The 18,534-nt window shown below is 68.4% G+C and carries 17 protein-coding genes; 12 read left to right on the forward strand and 5 right to left on the reverse strand.

Features of this window, described 5'->3' with window-relative positions; translation table 11 throughout:
- Positions 1-11: 11 nt before the first annotated feature.
- The 5 genes from HRJ34_RS24515 to HRJ34_RS24535 form a co-directional block, all read right to left on the reverse strand.
- Entirely contained in the window at positions 12-1,490 is a 1,479-nt protein-coding gene (locus HRJ34_RS24515) for an amidohydrolase family protein (RefSeq protein ID WP_226948934.1), read from the reverse strand.
- Positions 1,491-1,527: 37 nt separating this feature from the next.
- Positions 1,528-2,670: an acyl-CoA dehydrogenase family protein gene (locus tag HRJ34_RS24520; RefSeq protein WP_029994769.1), complete on the reverse strand. Its 1,143-nt coding sequence runs from the start codon at positions 2,668-2,670 to the stop codon at positions 1,528-1,530.
- 42 nt (positions 2,671-2,712) lie between these two features.
- Positions 2,713-4,251: an acyl-CoA synthetase gene (locus HRJ34_RS24525; RefSeq protein ID WP_208632709.1), complete on the reverse strand. Its 1,539-nt coding sequence runs from the start codon at positions 4,249-4,251 to the stop codon at positions 2,713-2,715.
- A 109-nt stretch (positions 4,252-4,360) separates the two neighbouring features.
- The gene (locus HRJ34_RS24530; RefSeq protein WP_208632710.1) at positions 4,361-5,548 is read right to left on the reverse strand and encodes a Gfo/Idh/MocA family protein; all 1,188 of its coding nucleotides are present in this window, start codon (positions 5,546-5,548) and stop codon (positions 4,361-4,363) included.
- On the reverse strand, positions 5,545-7,197 hold the full coding sequence (locus tag HRJ34_RS24535) for an AMP-binding protein (RefSeq protein WP_208632711.1): 1,653 nt from the start codon (positions 7,195-7,197) through the stop codon (positions 5,545-5,547). Before HRJ34_RS24535 ends, HRJ34_RS24530 begins: the two co-directional genes overlap by 4 nt.
- Positions 7,198-7,544: 347 nt before the next feature.
- On the opposite strand from HRJ34_RS24535, the gene HRJ34_RS24540 reads away from it, so the two are divergent.
- From HRJ34_RS24540 to HRJ34_RS24595, 12 genes are all read left to right on the forward strand, one after another.
- The gene (locus HRJ34_RS24540) at positions 7,545-8,747 is read left to right on the forward strand and encodes a CaiB/BaiF CoA transferase family protein (protein ID WP_029994773.1); all 1,203 of its coding nucleotides are present in this window, start codon (positions 7,545-7,547) and stop codon (positions 8,745-8,747) included.
- A gap of 96 nt (positions 8,748-8,843) precedes the next feature.
- Positions 8,844-9,164 carry a 2Fe-2S iron-sulfur cluster-binding protein gene (locus tag HRJ34_RS24545; protein ID WP_011952599.1) on the forward strand — a complete coding sequence of 107 codons (321 nt, stop codon included), beginning with the start codon at positions 8,844-8,846 and terminating at the stop codon, positions 9,162-9,164.
- Between the two features lie 23 nt (positions 9,165-9,187).
- Positions 9,188-10,474 carry an aromatic ring-hydroxylating oxygenase subunit alpha gene (locus HRJ34_RS24550; RefSeq protein WP_011952598.1) on the forward strand — a complete coding sequence of 429 codons (1,287 nt, stop codon included), beginning with the start codon at positions 9,188-9,190 and terminating at the stop codon, positions 10,472-10,474.
- 5 nt (positions 10,475-10,479) lie between these two features.
- A complete protein-coding gene (locus HRJ34_RS24555) occupies positions 10,480-11,007 on the forward strand; it encodes an aromatic-ring-hydroxylating dioxygenase subunit beta (RefSeq protein WP_029994774.1) in 528 nt (175 codons plus the stop codon).
- A gap of 22 nt (positions 11,008-11,029) precedes the next feature.
- Entirely contained in the window at positions 11,030-11,947 is a 918-nt protein-coding gene (locus HRJ34_RS24560) for a VOC family protein (RefSeq protein ID WP_208632712.1), read from the forward strand.
- Positions 11,944-12,687, forward strand: coding sequence for an SDR family oxidoreductase (locus tag HRJ34_RS24565; protein WP_208632713.1), 744 nt, complete (start codon positions 11,944-11,946; stop codon positions 12,685-12,687). The genes HRJ34_RS24560 and HRJ34_RS24565 overlap by 4 nt, the downstream gene beginning before the upstream one ends.
- Positions 12,688-12,701: 14 nt before the next feature.
- The gene (locus HRJ34_RS24570; protein ID WP_011952594.1) at positions 12,702-13,535 is read left to right on the forward strand and encodes an alpha/beta fold hydrolase; all 834 of its coding nucleotides are present in this window, start codon (positions 12,702-12,704) and stop codon (positions 13,533-13,535) included.
- Entirely contained in the window at positions 13,532-14,533 is a 1,002-nt protein-coding gene (locus HRJ34_RS24575) for an amidohydrolase family protein (protein ID WP_208632714.1), read from the forward strand. Before HRJ34_RS24570 ends, HRJ34_RS24575 begins: the two co-directional genes overlap by 4 nt.
- A 95-nt stretch (positions 14,534-14,628) precedes the next feature.
- A complete protein-coding gene (locus tag HRJ34_RS24580; RefSeq protein ID WP_100213024.1) occupies positions 14,629-15,720 on the forward strand; it encodes an acyl-CoA dehydrogenase family protein in 1,092 nt (363 codons plus the stop codon).
- A 41-nt stretch (positions 15,721-15,761) separates the two neighbouring features.
- Positions 15,762-16,058: a putative quinol monooxygenase gene (locus HRJ34_RS24585; protein WP_029994778.1), complete on the forward strand. Its 297-nt coding sequence runs from the start codon at positions 15,762-15,764 to the stop codon at positions 16,056-16,058.
- Positions 16,055-17,251, forward strand: a complete 1,197-nt coding sequence (locus HRJ34_RS24590) for a CaiB/BaiF CoA transferase family protein (RefSeq protein ID WP_016746179.1) — start codon at positions 16,055-16,057, stop codon at positions 17,249-17,251. Before HRJ34_RS24585 ends, HRJ34_RS24590 begins: the two co-directional genes overlap by 4 nt.
- A 58-nt stretch (positions 17,252-17,309) precedes the next feature.
- Complete coding sequence (locus tag HRJ34_RS24595; RefSeq protein ID WP_208632715.1) at positions 17,310-18,503, forward strand: amidohydrolase family protein; 1,194 nt, start codon at positions 17,310-17,312, stop codon at positions 18,501-18,503.
- Positions 18,504-18,534: the final 31 nt, after the last annotated feature.

The raw sequence follows: 18,534 nt of genomic DNA on the forward strand, positions 1-18,534 counted from the left end.
CGTCGGCCCGCTCAGTGTCCTGAGCGCTGGAGGGCGCGGAACTCGGCCATCGATTTCGGACCATAGGTCAGGAAGCTGGGATCGGCTTCGGCCAGATAGCCTTCCCTGGCCAGCGACAGGGCGTCGCGATCGAGACGCCGGCGCGTGCCTGGCACGTCGACCTTGTACACCCGCGCGGCGTTGAGCCCGAATATCTTCGCCTTCAGCGCGGGGGTAAGCTCGGGATAGCCATGGCGCTCGCGGAAGCTTTCGGAGAATTGGAACGCCCGGAACGCCTGGATCTGGTCCTGTGGCGAACCGTACCAGATGCAGTCGGTGCCCCACAGGACATTGTCCTCGCCGACATGCTTGAGCAGCTTCCCCCAGGCATGGGCGGCCTGGTCGGGCCGCGTCATGAGCTGGCGCCAGGTCGCGCCCAGCTCGGCATAGACGTTGCTATTGGGCGCGATCCCGTTGTCCTGCAACGACTTCACCAGCGTGTTGATGCCGATCTCCGCCCTGTCGGGATCATAGGGGCCCTCGATGCCGTCCTTGTCGTAGCCGCCATGGTAGATGAGGAATTTCATGTCGGGGTAGAGCCGGGCTGCCCGGCCGACGTCGTGGCAGGTGGCGAAGGCGGGATCGCCCGATCCGAACCGGAAGCCCTTATGCGCGCAGACGATGTCGATGCCGAGGCGGCGGGACTTCTCGACGAAGGGCGTCATCAGCGCCTCGTCGTCGAGGCGATAGCCGCGGCTGCCTTCGCCGGGAAGCTGGGTATAGAGCTTCCATGCCGAGACGCCCCATTGCGTCTTGAAGGCCTCCATCCGGTCGAGGTCGCCGGCATGGTTGGGCAATATCTTGCCGTGCAGGAGGAGCCGCCGGCCCGACCCCAGCCGGTCGACCAGCGCACGGACGGCCGCCGCGTCCTGGATCGGCAGCGGCTCGTCGTCATGGTCGACCGAAAGCACGCTCATCACCGCCATCTGCGTGTCGGAATCGAGGAACACGTCCTTGACGTAGTGCTCGCCGTCCAGAAGGTTCAGATAGCCGAGCTCGTCGTCGGCGGCGGTCCAGGCCTTGCCCGCGTCGGTGGCCCCCCGCATGCTCCTGGCCAGGCGCAGCCCGCTCGCCCGCCGGCGCCACGGGCCGGTCGGGTTCACCGCATGGTTCTGGACGTCGAATATGAAATCGTCGGAGGCGAGCGTGGCGGCCGCCGCCGCCGGGTCGACGGCGGCGTCGGGGGCGAGCGCGAAGACGCCGCCGATCTCGCCGGCCGCCGCGCCGGCGGCGTTGAGCGCCATCAGCACATTGGCGGCCCCGCAACTGCTGATCATGAACTGCCGCCGGCTCATGCCGGTGCGGCGGGCGTTCTCGGTCGCGTTTTGCTGGGCGAGGGCGATGGCCTGGCGGTCGCGCCGCGCCAGCGGGGCGGGTTCGAACTCGCCATTGGTGGTCGAGTCGAGCTTGACGGGCAGGCGCAGGCCCTCGGGATCATGGCGGAAACGCATCGATGCCCTCCTCGAACCAATGCCGACCGGCCCTCCGTCAGAGCGACCGGCTGACGACCTCCTTCATGATCTCGTTGGTGCCGCCGAAGATCCGGGTCACGCGGGCGTCGCGCCACAGCCGGGCGATGAGATATTCGTTCATGTAGCCGGCGCCGCCGTGGAGCTGCAGCGCCATGTCGGTGATGCGGCCCTGCATGTCGCTGTGCCACTGCTTGGCGGCCGACGCCTCGGCGGTGGTCAGCGCGCCGGCGATGTGGCGGCGGATCGCCCAGTCGAGATGCGCCCAGCCCACCTGGAGCTGGCTCTTCATGTCGGCGAGGGTGAATTTGGTGTTCTGGAACTCGAAGATCGGCTGGCCGAACGCCGTGCGGTCCTTGACGAAGGCCAGCGCCTCGTCGAACGCGCGCTGCGCGGCGGCCTGGGCGGAGGTGGCGATCGACAGCCGTTCCTGCGGGAGCTGGCTCATCAGATAGGCGAAGCCGCGTCCTTCCTCGCCGAGCCGGTTGGCAACCGGCACCTCGACGTCGTTGAAGAACAGTTCGGAGGTGTCGGCCGACCACAGGCCGATCTTGTCGAGGTTGCGTCCGCGCGCGAAGCCGGGCGTGTCGGCGTCGACCAGGATCAGCGACAGGCCCCGCGCGCCGAGCCCGGGATCGGTCTTCGCCGCGACGATCACCACGTCGGCGTTCTGGCCGTTGGTGACGTAGGTCTTGGCGCCGTTGATGACATAGCGGTCGCCCGACCTCCGCGCCGTCGTCCGGATCGCCTGGAGGTCGGAGCCCGTCGCCGGCTCGGTCATCGCGATCGCGCTGATGCATTCGCCGCTGACCATCTTCGGCAGGTAGCGGCGCTTCTGCTCCTCCGATCCGTAGGACTGGACATATTCGGCGGTGATGTCGTTCTGGAGCGGAACCCCTGCCGAGGAGCCCGCATAGGCGAGTTCCTCGTCGATCACGGCGTTGTAGCCGAAGTCGAGGCCCAGCCCGCCATAATCGGGCGACACGTTGGGGCAGAGCATGCCGGCCTCGCCGCACGCCAGCCAGAACTGCCGGCTGACGATCCCCTCCTCCTCGAAGCGATCGAGGTTGGGCAGCAGCTCCCGCTCCAGCATCTTGCGGACGCTGTCGCGGAACAGCGCGTGGTCCTCGTCGAAGGCGAAACGGGCGGACATGTCGAGCATCGGCTTCTCCAGCAGCGGACGGCGGCGCCGCCGCGAGGTCGGTCAGGCGGCGGGCGCGGCGGCGGCTTCGCGGAAGCGGTCGCGGATCAGCCGCTTGAACAATTTGCCGGTCGGCTGGCGCGGCAGCTCGCGCATGAACTCGATCCGCTTGGGCATCTTCACCGGGCTCAGGCCCTTCCGTAGGAAGGTGTCCAGCTCGGCGGCCAGCGCGTCGCCGGCGTCGGACCAGTCGAGCGGCTGCACCACCGCGACCACCCGCTCGCCGAGATCGGGATCGGGCGCGCCGATCACCGCCGCATCGGCGACACGCGGATGGGTGACCAGCAGGTTCTCGATCTCCTGCGGGTAGATGTTGACCCCGCCCGAGATGATCATGAAGCTCTGCCGGTCGGTGAGGTAGAGATAGCCCTCCTCGTCGACCCAGCCGATGTCGCCCACCGAGGTCCAGCCATGGCGGTTATAGGCCGCGGCGGTCTTCTCAGGATCGTTGTGATATTCGATCGGGTTGCCCTTCTCGAAATAGACCATCCCCTCGCGGCGCGGCGGCAGCGGATCGTCATTCTCGTCGCAGATGCGGATCTCGCCGATGATCGCGCGGCCGACCGTGCCCTTGTGGGCGAGCCATTCCTCCGCCGTGGCGGCGGTGAAGCCGTTCAGCTCGGTGCTCGAATAATATTCGTGGACGATCGGCCCCCACCAGTCGATCATCGCCTGCTTGATCTCGACCGGGCAGGGCGCCGCGGCGTGGAAGGTGCTGCGCAGCGACGAATGGTCGTAGCGCTCGCGGACCGCCTCGGGCAGCTTCAGCATCCGCACGAAATGGGTCGGCACCCATTGCGCATGGGTGACGCGGTGCCGCTCGATCAGCCGCAGCGCTTCCTCCGGATCGAACTTCGTCATCACGATCACGGTGCCGCCAAGCTGGTTGACCGACATCGAATAGCGCAGCGGCGCCGAATGATAGAGCGGCGCGGGGCAGAGATAGATGCTGTCCGCGTCCATGCCGTAGAGGCTGCGGGCGAGGTTGGTCACCGGGGTCGGCTCGTCGATGCCGCCGGCCGGGCGGGGGCGCTTGATGCCCTTGGGATGGCCGGTGGTGCCGGACGAATAGAGCATGTCCTGGCCCGGCGCCTCGTCGGCGATCGGGGTGTCGGGCATCGCGTCGCGGAGCCGTTCGAAGCTCCGCGCGAAACCGGCCTCGCCGTCGGTGGCGAACAGCGCCAGATCGCCGAGGCCGTCGACCGCCTCGCGCACCGTGTCGGCGAGGCCGGCGGAGAAGACCAGCGCCTTGGCGCCCGCATCCTCGATCATGTAGCGAAGCTCAGAGGCGGTCAGCCGCACCGGCATGCAGACATAATAGAGCCCCGAGCGCTGCGCCGCCCACACCGTCTCCAGGAAGCGCGGCCCGTTGGTCAGGAACAGCGCGACCATGTCGCCGGTTTGCAGGCCCGCCTCGCGGAAGAGGTGCGCGCCCTGGTTGGAGCGCCGGTCGAGCTGCCGATAGGTGACGACCTCGCCGGTCTCGGCGGTGATGAAGGCCGGCTTGTCCCCGTTCGCGACCGCGTGGATGCTCGGATGCATGGCTTACTCGCTGCTTCTCCGGCGAGCGCGAGCCTGTCGCGCCGCCCTTTCGCGGCGACAATAAAACAAAGCCATGAATCCGCAAGCAGGAAAAAACAAATGTCTTAAATTAGGTGGCGGCGGTCCATCGGCCGCTTTCCCCGGCGGACCGGATCGCTTCCATCAGCCGCTGGTGGCGCGCCGCGAGGCCGAAATCGGCGACGGTGCGGGTGCCTTGGCGGATATCGCGGGCGAAGGCGGCATAGAGCCGCGCCAGATTGGCCGAGATCGGCCCCAGCGCGTCGCGCGGGTCCTCCGCCACCGCGATCGGCTCGAGCGCGCGGGTCGCGCCCCGGGCACCGGACAAGGCCAGCGGCACCATCTGGATCACCCCCGCCGGGCCGGTCAGGCGCAATTCCCCCTCGGTGCCGATCACTTCGATCATCAGGCCGGTCGAGCGCTGCAGCCCGCCGCGGATATGGACCGAGAGCGGCGCGCCGCCGGCGAGCCGCGCGGTGATCGCCACCTGGTCGGGCGAGGTCGGCCGGAAGCTCTCGGCCGCGTCGATGACGTCGGCGGAGGCGGCCGGCGTGTCGCCCGCCTCGGGAAAGGCCACCACCGCCTCGAACGCGCGGTAGCGCGCCAGCTCGGCGGGCGGCAGCACCGCCACGCGCGAGCGGCGGGTCGGAAGATAGGCGCTGACCGCCTCGATCTCGCCGCAGGCGCGGGCGACGGCGTCGAGCAGATGGCCGCCGGTGATCGTCAGCAGGGTCGCGCCGTTGTCGGCGTCGAACAGATAGGCGTTGCCCGCGTCGATCGCGCCGCCCCAGCCGAAGCCCGAGGCGACCACCGACACGCCGAGGATCTCGCCGACATAGCCGTCGCCGATCAGCGCGGCGAGCTGGTCGAGCGCGGGCGAGGCGCGCGACTGGAGGCCGATCATGCTGTGGCTGCCAGACGCCCTGGCGCGCGCGGCCAGGTCCTCGGCCTCGTCGAGGGTCCGGGCGAGCGGCCATTCGCAATAGACATGCTTGCCCGCGTCGAGCGCGGCCGAGACGATCTCGTGATGCAGAGGCAGCTTCACCGACACCGTGACGATGTCGACCGCGGGATCGCGGATCAGGTCGCGATAATCGGCATAGCCCGGCACGCCGAATTTCTCCTCGGCCCGCTTCGCCGTCTCGGGGCGCGAGGTGCCCGCCGCCACCAGCCGGACGTCGCCGTCCGCGCCGCCGTTCAGCAGCGCCGGCAGGTGCGAACTGATCGCCCAGCCGCGATCGGGATTGGCGCCGATCAGCCCTACGCCCAATGGCTTCATACCGGTTCCTTTCCATGGTGCGGCGCGACCGGCGCCCCCTGGTCCCCGTCGGACGGGGCGGTGACGAAAGCGCCGGTCGCCCGGTCCCAGCAGCCGATGACGCCGGCCTTGCGGATTTCGGTCTTGCGGACCTTGGAGGTCGCCGTCTTGGGCAGCTCGGCGAGCATGCGGACATAGCGCGGCACCATGAAGCCCGGCATCGTGCCGTCGAGGAAATCGAGCAGCGCCGGCTCGGACAGGCTCTGTCCGGGGCGCAGCGTCACCGCGATCTTGATCTCGTCCTCGGCGAACTCGCTCGGCACGGCCACGGCGGCGCATTCGGCGACCGCAGGATGGGCGCAGACGTGCAGCTCGACCTCCACCGAGGAGATGTTCTCGCCGCGCCGGCGGATCGCGTCGTCGAGCCGGTCGACGAAGAAGAAATTGCCCTCCTCGTCGCGATACAGCGCGTCGCCGGTGTGCAGCCAGCCGTTGCGCCAGAGCGCCGCGGTCTCCTCGTCGCGGCCGAGATAGCCGATCGAGGTGGTCCAGGGCTGGCTCGGGCGGAGCACCGCCTCGCCCACCTCGCCGGGCGGCAGCTCGATGTCGTTGGGATCGAAGATGCGGATGTCATAGCCGTCGCGCGGCCGGCCGACGCTGGTCGACCGGGCGTCGGCGTTGAAGATGATCGCGCCGGATTCGGTCGAGCCATAGGCGGTGAGCAGCCGCACCCCGAAGCGCTCGCGCCAGGCGGCGAAGAAGCGCGGCAGCGGCAGGATGCAGATCTCGCGCAGCCCGTGCTCGCGGTCGGAGGCGCGTTCGGGCTGGAGGTGGAGGAATTCGGCCATGGTGCCGACGAGCTGGCTGGTGCGGGCCCCGGCCGCGCGGGCCTGCTCCCAATAGCGCGAGGCGCTGAAGCCGTGCGCGACATGGGCGGTGCCCTGGTGGATCAGCGCGTTGTAGATGCCGCCCCAGCGCCCGGCGGCGTGGAATTGCGGCAGCACCACGAAGCGGACCTCCCCCGGCAGCGTGGTGCCGAGCCCGTCCGAGGTCGCCTGTCCGAAGGCATGGGCATGCGGGCACAGCACCCCCTTGGAGCGCCCCGTCGTGCCCGAGGTATAGGAGAAGCTGAACAGCTCCCAGGGGGCGACATGCTCGGGGGACGCCGGCGGGGCGGCGGAAAGCTCGGCGAAATCGCTGATCGCCCAGAGTTGCGCGGCGCGGCGGCGGCTGTCGTCGTCGGTGTCGGCGCCGCGGCGGACGATGACGGCGCGGAGCGCTGGGATATCCGCGGCGATCTCGACGAGCCGGCCGAGATAATGTTCCTCGACCACAGCCACGGTCGCCTGCGAATCGGCGATGATGTAGGCCAGCATCTGGCCGCGATAGGCGGTGTTGACCGACACCTCGATCCGCGCGCTCAGGCCGATGCCCATCCACAGCAGGCCATTGTCGACATGGTTGTCGAGCATCAGCAGGATCGGCTGCTGGCGGCCGAGGCCGAGCCGGCCCAGCCCGCCCGCGATCCGCAGCCCCTCGTCCCACAGCTCCGCATAGGACAGGGCGCGGTCGGGATCGCGGATGGCGGTCTGCGACGGGCGCGCGCGCAACGCGGTCTCCATCACCCGGACCAGGTTGCGATCCTCCATCGCGATCCCGGAAATGTCCATTCGAAGACCCTCTCGATCGACGCCGATCTAGCCGCCGGCCTTGGCTGAAATCCGCGGCATTCGCCGACAGCGCAGCCCCGCACCTTGCAGCATGCCGGCGCGGCTTGCAAGGCGGGTGGCCGGCCGCTTCCTAGCGAATTGAAACAATCATTTCAATGTGTGGCTTTGTCGCGTGCGGTATTAATGTGAATGAATGAAACAAATATTGCCAAGCTCGGGCGCGTCCGATAACAGTCGGCCGACGGAACCTGTCGACAGCGTCCGTGCCTGCATTCTCCCACAGGGTCATGACGGCGGGCTGTCGGCGCGGCCGGCACGATGATTCTGGGGTAGTGGAGCGGAGCGAGATGGCAGCAAGACAGCGGGGCGGCGCCTGCTCGGGCATCCGGGTGATCGAACTGGGCACGATGGTGACGGCGCCGCTGGCGGGTCAGTTGCTGGCCGATTTCGGCGCGGAAGTGATCAAGATCGAGCCGCCGCAAGGGGAGATCATGCGCGGCATCCCGCCGGTCTTCGAAGGGCGCTCGGCCGCCTTCGCGCAGTGGAACCGCAACAAGAAATGCGTCGCGCTCGACCTCAAGAGCCCGGCGGGGCTCGCCGCCGCCCGCAAGCTGGTCGACGGCGCCGACGCGCTGGTCACCAATTTCCGGCCCGACGTGCTCGAGGCTTTCGGCCTCGACTATGACGCGGTCGCCGGGCGCAACCCCGACATCGTCTATGCGGCGCTCACCGGCTTCGGGCCCGACGGCCCCTATGCCGAGCTGGCCTCCTACGACATGGTGATCCAGGGGTTGGTCGGGCTGATGCCGAACCAGGGCGGGGACGGGCCGCCGCAGCCGATCAAGTCGCCGGTCGCCGACAAGATCTCCTCCTATTCGGCGGTGATGGCGATGCTCGCCGCGCTGCTCCACCGCAAGGCGGGCGGCGCGGGGCAGAAGATCGAGATCTCGATGATGGACGCCTATGCGAACTTCATCCTGCCCGAGCTCTTCTATACCCGCACCTTCCTCGACGCGCCGCCGCCGGTGCAGTGGGTGAAGAGCATCTACAATCCGTTCGAGCTGTCCGACGGCTGGGTGATCGGCTTCGTGATGACCGACCGCCATTTCGAGGGCGCCTGCGACATCTTTGGTCTGGAGGCGATCCGGAAGGACCCGCGCTTCGCCGATCCGGGTGCGCGCAACGTCTACCAGCCCGAGCTGATGCAGGAGATCGCCCAGGCGTGTCGGCACATGACCGTCGCCGCGTTCGTCGAGCTGGCGCGCGCCAACGACCTGCCCTTCGCGCCGGTCAACGATCTCGACCAGTTCATGGGCGATCCGCAGGCGGTGCACAACCAGACCTTCGTCGAGTTCGACGATCCCGGGCGGCCGGAACTGGGCCGGCTGAAGCTGCTCAACAGCTTCGCGCGGATGAGCGGGACGCCGGTCGACGCGCGCGCCTTCGCGCCCGACGTCGGCGCGGACAATGCCGAAGTGCTGGCGGCGATCGGCCTGACGCCGGCCGAAATCGACGCCGCGACGCGGGGGAGGGCGGTCGCCGCTGAGTAATGCAGATGTATAAAACAATATTTGCATTTCTGACGGCCGACGCTTATATCGGGCGAATACCGGACAAGGGCGCCGCAGCCGGCGCCGGAGGGTGAGATGGTGAGAGTGCGGTTCCAGCGTCCCGATGGCAGCGAAACGGCCTGCGACGTCGCGGCCGGGCTGAGCCTGATGGAGGCGGCCCTCAACAATGGCGTCGACGAGATCATCGCCGATTGCGGCGGCGCGCTCTCCTGCGCGACCTGCCACGTCTATGTCGACGACGGCTGGATGGACCGGACGGGCGCGCCCTCGGAGGTCGAGGAGGAGATGCTCGAATTCGCGGTCGATCGCCGGCCCAATTCGCGCCTGTCGTGCCAGATCAAGCTGGGCGAGGGACTGGACGGCCTGTCCGTCGCCCTGCCGCAGCGTCAGCAATAGCCGGAGGATCGAGAGGAGCGGCCATGGCCACCGCATTTGAGAAGCATCCGACCGGGACCGCCTGGGTCGTCGAGGATCGCGACAGTTTCCGGGTCGCGCGCACGACCTTCACCGACCAGGACGTGCTGGAGCGAGAGCGGGCGGCCATCTTCGACCGCTGCTGGCTCTATATCGGCCACGAGTCCGAGCTGCCCAATCCCAATGATTTCGTGCGCCGCGCGGTCGGGGGCCGCGACCTGGTCTTCAACCGCGACCGCAAGGGCGACTATCACGCCTTCTTCAACAGCTGCCCGCATCGCGGCGCGGCGGTGGTGCGGGAGGACAAGGGATCGGCGATCTCGTTCAAATGCTTCTACCACGGCTGGTCGTTCAACAATAACGGGGCCTTCGCCACCCGCTTCGCGGCGGGCACCTATCCCGAGGATTTCAACAAGGACGGCTGCGCCAATCTGGTGGCGGTGCCAAGGCTGGCCGGTTATGCCGGCTTCTGGTTCGTCAATTTCGACGCGAACGCCGAGAGCCTCGAAGACTATCTGGCCGGGGCGAAGGACTTCCTCCAGGTCGTCGCCGACCATGGCGCCGACGGTATGGAGATCGTCGGCGGCATCCAGGAATATAGCGTGCGCGCCAATTGGAAGCTGCTCGTCGAGAACAGTTTCGACGGCTATCACGCGCACGAGACCCATTCGACCTATCTCGAATATCTGGTCGACGCGATCGGCGGGCCGGCCGAGCTGTTCCCGTCGCGCGGCAATATCTCGCGCGCCTACGACCTGGGCAACGGCCATGCCGTGATCGAGGGCCCCGCCCCCTGGGGCCGCCCGGTCGCGCAATGGATTCCCGCCTGGGGCGAGGATGGCCGCGAGGAGATCGCGGCGATCTACGCGGAGCTGGAGAAGCGGCTCGGCAAGGAGCGGGCCGAGCAGGTCGCCTATGGCAACCGCAACCTGCTGATCTTCCCCAACCTCGTGATCAACGACATCATGGCGATCACCGTCCGGACCTTCTACCCGGAGCAGCCCGACTATATGAACGTCAACAGCTGGGCGCTCGCGCCCAAGGGCGAGGCGCGCCATTTCCGCAAGCGCCGGCTCGACAATTTCCTCGAATTCCTGGGGCCGGGCGGTTTCGCGACGCCCGACGACGTCGAGGCGCTCGAATCCTGCCAGCGTTCCTACCGCAACCGCGCGGCGGCCGGCTGGAACGACATCTCGCGCGGGATGCTCCGGGACGAGCCGCTGGCCGACGACGAGGCGCAGATGCGCGCCTTCTGGCGCGAATGGGATCGCCGCGTGGCGAAGGCGGGGTGAGCGGCATGGCGACCATCGAACGCGCCGGCGCGCCGGCGGATCGGCAGGGCGGGACGCCCACGCGATCGGAGATCGAGGACTTCCTCTATCTGGAGGCGGAGCTGCTCGACGAATGGAAGCTCGACGAATGGCTGGCACTGTTCGCCGAGGGCGCGACCTATGACGTGCCCACCACCCGGGCGGACGACGACGCGGACTCGGCCGACCAGCTTTTCCTGGTCGCTGACGATTATGCGCGGCTCCAGCATCGCGTGCGCCGGCTGAAGAAGCCGGGCGCCCATTCCGAATGGCCCCGCTCGCGCACCGCGCACAGCATCTCCAACGTCCGCATCGTCGAGGCGGAGGGCGACGAGGTGCTGGTCCGCTCGGTGTTCGTGACCTACCGGGCCAAGAACGACGTGACCGATTGCTATTTCGGCCACCATTTCCACCGCATTCGCGTCCAGGCGGACGGGCTGAGGATCGTGTCGAAGCGCAGCATGCTCGACATGAGCAGCCTGCGTCCGCACGGGCGCGTCAGCATCATCGTCTGACCGGTTGGCGAGGGGATTTCCCATGTCGGTTTCGAACATCCGCTATCGCCGCCTCGGCTATCTGGCGCTCAACGTCAGCGATCTCGAACGGTCGCGCGCCTTCTACACCGATGTCCTCGGGCTGACCGACGACGGCGCGGGCGGCACCGATCGCGTCTATCTGCGCTGCAGCGACAAGCATCACGACCTGTTGCTGGTGCGCGGCGACGTGCCCGGTGTGAAGCGCGCCGCCTGGCAGATGGAGAGCCGCGACGCGCTGGAGGCGGCGCGCGCGCATTTCGCGGAGATCGGACTGGCGCCGCGCGCGGTGGACGCGGCGGAATGCCGCGACCTGGGGATCGAGGAGGCGTTCCGGATCAGCGAGCCGACCACCGGCGTCACCTTCGAATTCTATGCGACGATGGCCGAGCTGGCGCCGTTCGTGCCGAGCCATACCGACATCCAGCGGCTCGGCCATATCGTGCTGAGCAGCACCGACCGGCCCGCCACCGAGGCCTTCCTGCGCGAGCATATGAACTTCCGCGTGTCGGACCGGGTCGACAACATCGTCAGCTTCATGCGCTGCTTCCCCAATCCGCTGCACCATTCGCTGGGCGTCGGCGGGGGAACGCGCATCGGGCTCAACCATGTCAACTTCATGGTCTCGAACATCGACGACATCGGCCGCGCCTATCACCGGGTGAAGGCCAACGGGGTGAAGATCGTCTATGGTCCGGGCCGGCATCCGCCGTCGGACTCGATCTTCCTCTACTTCCTCGATCCCGACGGGATGACCGTCGAATACAGCTTCGGCATGGAGGAGTTTCCCGAGGTCGGCGCGCGCGAGGCGCGGCTGCTGCCGGCCAAGCTCGAATCGCTCGATTCCTGGGCGGCGGTCCCCGATCCCGAGTTCGGCAAGCATGGCGAGATCGAGCGCCTGCCGGCGGAGAGCGCGGCGTGAGCGGGGAGGGGCCCGTCGTCCTCGTCACCGGCGCGGCCAGCGCGATCGGCCAGGCGATCGTGCGCCGCTTCGCCGCGGCGGGAAGCCGGCTGGTGCTGGCCGACATCGACGCCGGCGCGCTGGCGACGGTGGCGGCGGCGATCGCGCCCGACGCGATCCTGACCAGCGGCGACCTGAGCGACGAGCAGGTCGCGGCCGATTTCGTCGGCGCGGCGCGCGATGCCCATAGCCGGGTCGACGTGCTGGTCAACAATGCGGGCGGCGGCATCATCATGCCCTTCGCCGATCATACGCCGGCGACGATGCGGACGACGATCGACCGCAACCTGTGGACCTGCCTGTGGTGCACGCGCGAGGTGCTGCCGCTGATGGTCGCCCAGGATTATGGACGGATCGTCAACATGGGGGCGGATTCGGTCCGCAACGGCCTGTGGGCGCACGCCATGTACAACGCCGCCAAAGGCGGCATGCACGGCCTGACGACCGGGCTCGCCCGCGAATTCGCCGGCAAGGACATCACCATCAACACGGTCGCCCCCTGCATGATCCGGACCCCGCAGGTCGAGGCCGAGACCGCCAAGGGCAATCCGCTGATCGACCAGTTCCTGTCGGTGATCCCGAAGGGCCGCTCCGGCGAGCCCGACGAGGTGGCGTCGATGGTCTTCTACCTCGCATCGCCCGAGGCGTCGTTCGTCACCGGCCAGGTGATCAGCGTCAACGGCGGCAGCACGATGCTCTGACCCGGGAGGACAAGATGACGGACGGTTTGGAAAAGCGCACGGTTCAGGTCAACGGCACGCCGATGGCCTATGTCGAGCAGGGCGAGGGCGAGCCGCTGATCGCCATCCATGGCGGCGGGCCCGGCGCCTCGGGGATCAGCAACTACCGCCGCAACATCGCCCCGCTCGCCGTCGGCGGGCGGCGCGTCATCGTCCCCGACCTGCCCGGCTATGGCGACTCTCCGTCGCAGCCGACCGCCGATGCGATCTATGAGGGCTTCGCCGACAACATCCTCGGCCTGATGGACGCGCTGGGGATCGAGAAGGCCAGCTTCATCGGCAATTCGCTGGGCGGCGGCACGACGCTCAGCCTGGCGCTGCGCCATCCCCATCGCGTCAACCGGATGGTCCTGATGGGCCCGGGCGGCGGCTATTCGCTGAGCCCCCATCCGACCGAGGGGCTGCTGCGCATGGTCCATTTCTACGAAGGCGAGGGGCCGACCCGCGAGAAGCTCGACAAGGTGCTCGACCTGCTGGTGTTCGACCGGTCGATGATCACGCCCGATCTGGTCGAGGAACGCTACAAGGCCTGCGTCCGTCCCGACACCATGGCCAACCCGCCGCTGCGCGGCCGGGGCGCCAACCCCAAGGACGACCTGTGGCGGCAGCCGCTCAACGAGCTGCAGCACCGCACGCTGATCATCTGGGGGCGCGAGGACCGGGTGCTGTCGTTCGACAATGCGCTGGTGTTCCTGAAGTCGATCCCCAATGCCGAGCTGCACGTCTTCCCGAAGACCGGCCACTGGGTGCAGTGGGAGCGCGCCGACCAGTTCAACGACATGGTCAACGACTTCCTCGACAGGGCATGAGCGCGCCCGGCCTCATCGACATCCACAGCCACATGACCCCGCGCGCGCTGCCGGTCGATCCCGGCAGCAGCGCGCCCTGGCCGTGCATGCGCTGCCAGGACGAGGCGCGGGCGACGCTGATGCTGGGCGACAAGCCCTTCCGCGAGCTCGACGACCGGTCCTGGGACGTCGCGCGGCGCTGCGAGGACATGGACCGCGACGGGGTGGCGATCCAGCTGCTGTCGCCGATGCCCGAGCTGCTGTCCTACTGGCAGGACGCGGCGCATGCCGAATATCTGGCCGATCACGTCAACGCCGCGATCGCCGAGATGGTGGCGCGCCGGCCGGACCGGTTCCGCGGGCTCGCGATGGTGCCGATGCAGGAGCCCGCGCGCGCGGCGCGCTACATGCGCGACCTGAAGGCGCGCTTCGGCGTGGACGGGATCGAGATCGGCAGCAATGTCGGCGGCGCGCTGCCCGGCGAGGAGCGTTTCGCGCCGGTCTTCGCCGCCGCCGAGGCGGGCGATCTCGCCGTCTTCGTCCATGCGCTGCATCCGGTCGCGACCGCCGCCGTGATGCGGCATGCGCCTTTCTTCACGCCGATGGTCGGCTTCCCGCTCGACGTCGCGATGGCCGGGGCCTCGCTGATCACCGAGGGCGTGCTGGAGCGCCATCCGCGCCTGCGGATCGCGCTCAGCCATGGCGGCGGGGCGATGGCGTCGCTGATCGGGCGGCTCGACCAGGGCTGGCGCATGGTGCCGGAGCTGCGCGATCGGCTGTCGACCGCGCCGAGCGCGCAGGCGCGGCGGCTGTTCTACGACAGCAACGTCTATGAGCCCGCCTTGCTGCGCCACGTCGCGCGGGACATGGCCCCCGGCCAGGTCTGCGCGGGCACCGACTATCCCTATCTGATCATGCAGGACGATCCTGCGGCGTTCATCGCGTCGGCCGGCCTGACCGCCGCGGAAGCGGATTCGGTCCGTCGCGGGGCCGCGACGAGATTTCTTGACATGAGATGAAACAACTGCATCATACAAAATAAGCAACACGACGAGGCGCCAGGGGATCGCGAATCGATCCGGATGGCCGGACGCGCAAGCGGGAGGGATTGGTCTTGATTTCGTTCGAACTTACCGAAGAGCAGGAGATCGCTCGCTCCACCGTCAGGGAGTTCGCGGGCCAGGTCCTGCGCCCGCTCGCCCGCCAGGCCGATGTCGACGGCCGGATCGACGACGAGACCCTCGACCAGCTCTGGAGCCTCGGCATCGTCCAGTCGATGATCGACCAGGACGGCGACGAACCCGAGCAGAGCGCGATCCTCGGCGCGCTGCTGCTGGAGGAGCTGGGCTGGGCCGACGCGGCGTTCGGCGTGGCGCTGGCGAGCCCGCTCGGCTTCGTGCGCGCGGTCAAGGAGCAGGGCTCCGCCGCCCAGAAGGAGGCGCTGCTGCCCCAATTCGCGGGCGATCGCTACCAGGCCGCGGCGATCGCGCTGACCGAGCCCGGGCTGATCGCCAACGGCATCGATGCGCTGTCGACCAGGGCGGAGGCCGATCCGGCCGGCTATCGCCTGTCCGGCGCCAAGATCCAGGTGCCGCTGGGCGGGCGGTGCAGCCATTTCCTGGTGATCGCCGAGCATGACGGCAAGCCCGATGCCTTCATCGTGCCGCGCGACGCGCCCGGCGTCACGGTCGACGACGGCGATCGGCAGGTCGGCCTCGCCGGCGTCGCCTCGGTCACGGTGCGCTTCGACGATGTCGTGCTGGGCCACGAGGCTCGGCTCGGGGAGAATCGCGGCTGCGACGTCCAGCGGATCGTCGATGCCGCGCGCGTCGGCGCCTCCTCGATCCTCGTCGGCGTCTGCCGCGGCGTGTACGATCATTCGGTCGAATATACCAAGGAGCGCCACGTCCACGGATCGGCGCTCGCGCGCAAGCAGAGCGTGGCCTTCCGCCTGGTCGACATGTTCGTCGAGACCGAGGCCAGCCGCTGGATGTGCTGGCGCGCCGCGACCGAGATCGACAAGGGCGAGCCGGCCACCCGCAGCGCGTCGCTGGCGCAGAGCTACACCCGCCAGCAGGCGACCTGGATCACCGACGAGGGCGTGCAGCTGATGGGCGGCCACGGCTTCATGCGCGCCAATCCGGTCGAGCTCTGGTTCCGCAACGCGCGGACGCTTTCGATGCTCGAAGGCGTCGCCAGCGTCTGACCCGGTCACAGGCGGCGCGGATGCGCCGCGAGGAGGAATATATGGTCTATCTTGTCGGGGAACTGAGCGTCCGGCCGGGCGCGGAAGCCGATTTCGAGGCGGCGGTGGCCGAGCTGATGCGCGAGGTCCGCGCCAACGAGCCCGAGGCGCTGCTCTATCAGTTCGCCAAGGCGCGCGGGCGCGACGGCATCTATCGCGTGGTGGAGAGCTATGCGTCGGAAGCGGCGCTCGAGGCGCACATGGCCGCGCCCTATCTGCGCACGGCGATGGAGAAGATGGCGCCGCTGCTCGCGGCGCGGCCGCAGATGGAGAAATGCGACCCGGTCGGCGCGCCGTGACGAACGGGGGCAACCGATCGGGCAAGGGAGCGCTCGCCTCGATCCGGGTGGTCGAGCTGGGGACGATGGTCGCCGCCCCGATCTGCGGGCAGCTGCTGGCCGACCTCGGCGCCGATGTCATCAAGATCGAGCCGCTCGGCGGCGAGGTGATGCGGGTGATCCCGCCGGTCTACAAGGGGGTCTCGGCCGCCTTCGCGCAGTGGAACCGCAACAAGCGCAGCATCGCGCTGAACCTCAAGTCGGCCGAGGGCATGGCCGTGTTGCGCGGGCTGCTCGCCAAGGCCGACATCTTCCTCCAGAACATGCGCGTCGGCGCGGTCGAGGAGATGGGGCTCGACCATGACAGCCTGGTCGTCGACAATCCCGGCCTGATCTCGGTGCAGATCACGGGCTACGGCACCGAAGGCCCCTATCGCGACCAGCCCGGCTACGACATGATGGTCCAGGGGCTGACCGGCTTCATGCCGATCCAGGGCACCCCCGAGAAGCCCCGGGCGATCCGCAGCGTCCAGGCGGACAAGGTGGCCGGCTATTCGGCGGCGCTGGCGGCGCTGGCGGCGGTGATCCACCGGCGCGCGGGCGGCGGCGGGCAGAAGATCGACGCGACCATCCTCGATTCCTACGCCAGCTTCATGCTGCCCGACCATATCTACACCCGCTCGTTCGTCGATGCCCCGCCCGAGGCGCCGTTCACTGCGGACATCTACAACCTGATCCCGCTGCGCGACGGCAAGATCATCGGCTATCTGCTGACCCAGGACCAGTTCGAGGAGGCCTGCCGCGCCTTCGGGCGCGAGGACCTGATGCGCGACGCGCGCTACAGCACGCCGGGCGGCCGCAACGTCCACCAGCCCGAGCTGATCGGCGAGATCGCCGCGACCTGCGAGGGCAAGACGGTGGCGGAGGTGCTGGCGATCACCCGCGCCCACCGGCTCCCCTTCGCGCCGGTCAACGACATAGACGGCTATTTCGACGATCCCCAGGTGCGCCACAATGGCGGCTTCGTCGAGTTCGAGACCGAGGCGGTGGGGCCGGTGCGGCTGCTCAACGGTATCGCGCGGCTGGCCGAGACCCCGATCAATGCCTGCGCGCTGGCGCCGTCGCTCGGCGCGCATACCGACGCGATCCTGGCCGAGCTCGGATATCCGGCCGGCCGGATCGCGGAAATGCGCGGGTCTCGCAGCGTCGGCTGACGCCGGACATGGCCTGGCGGCCCGCCTGTGCCTGATCGATTGGGATGGGAGTTGTCATATGGCCACCACTTTGCAGAAGCCGACCGCCCATGAGCTGTTGCCCGGCATCCGGGTCGTCGACGCCGATACGCATGTCAGCGAATGGTACGACCTCTGGACCTCGCGCGCGCCGGCGAAGTACCGCGACCGCGTGCCGCAGGTCCGCGATATCGACGGCCGCTGGGACTGGATCATCGACGGCCAGACGCTCAACCGCGAAGGCGCCTCCAGCGCGATCCGGAAGGACGGGTCGAAGACGGTCGGCATGGCGTTCCGCGACCTGCAGCTCGCCGACGTCCACCCCGGCGCCTACGACCTGACGTCGCGCATCGCCTTCATGGACCGGGAGGGGATCGCCGCGCAGATCGCCTATCCCAATCTGCTCGGCTTCGGCGGGCAGAAGTCGATGATGATCGACGAGGAGCTGCGCAACGTCAGCATGACGATCTTCAACGACGCCATGGCGGAGATGCAGGCCGATTCCGGCAACCGTATCTATCCGATGACGATGGTGCCCTGGTGGGACGTCAAGCTGGCGGTCAAGGAGGCCGAGCGCTGCGCCGCGATGGGGCTGCGTGGCATCAACATGAATTCGGACCCGCATCTCCACGGGCTGCCCCATCTCGGCGATCTGCACTGGTATCCGCTGTGGGAGGCGTGCAGCGCGCTCGGCCTGCCGGTCAATTTCCACATCGGCGCCTCGGACGAGTCGATGACCTGGTTCGGCGCCGGCCTCTGGCCGGGGCATCCCGACGAGGTCAAGCTGGCCTATGGATCGCTGATGCTGTTCGTCGGCAATATGCGGGTGCTCGCCAACATCCTGCTCACCCGCGTGCTGGAGCGCTTCCCGGCGCTCAAGATCGTCTCGGTCGAAAGCGGCGCCGGCTGGGTGCCCTTCTTCCTCGAGGCGCTCGAATATCAGATGCGCGAGGCGGCGATGGACTATCGGGATTCGCCCAAGGACGTCTTCCGGCGGCAGATCTACATCTGCTCCTGGTTCGAGCGCGACGACATCGTCCACACCGCGCGCAAGATCGGCATCGACAATCTGATGTTCGAGACCGATTTCCCGCATCCGACCTGCCTCTATCCCGATAGCTTCCACTATATGGAAGGCGCGATCGAGGCGATGACGCCGCAGGAGCGCGGCAAGATCTTCGGCGGCAACGCCCAGCGGATCTACAATCTCGACCTGTCGCGCGCGCCGTTCTGATATTCGTCGTCAGGGAAAACGCGGTTTTACC

This window comes from Rhizorhabdus wittichii (genome assembly GCF_017607425.1).
Lineage (GTDB): Bacteria > Pseudomonadota > Alphaproteobacteria > Sphingomonadales > Sphingomonadaceae > Rhizorhabdus > Rhizorhabdus wittichii.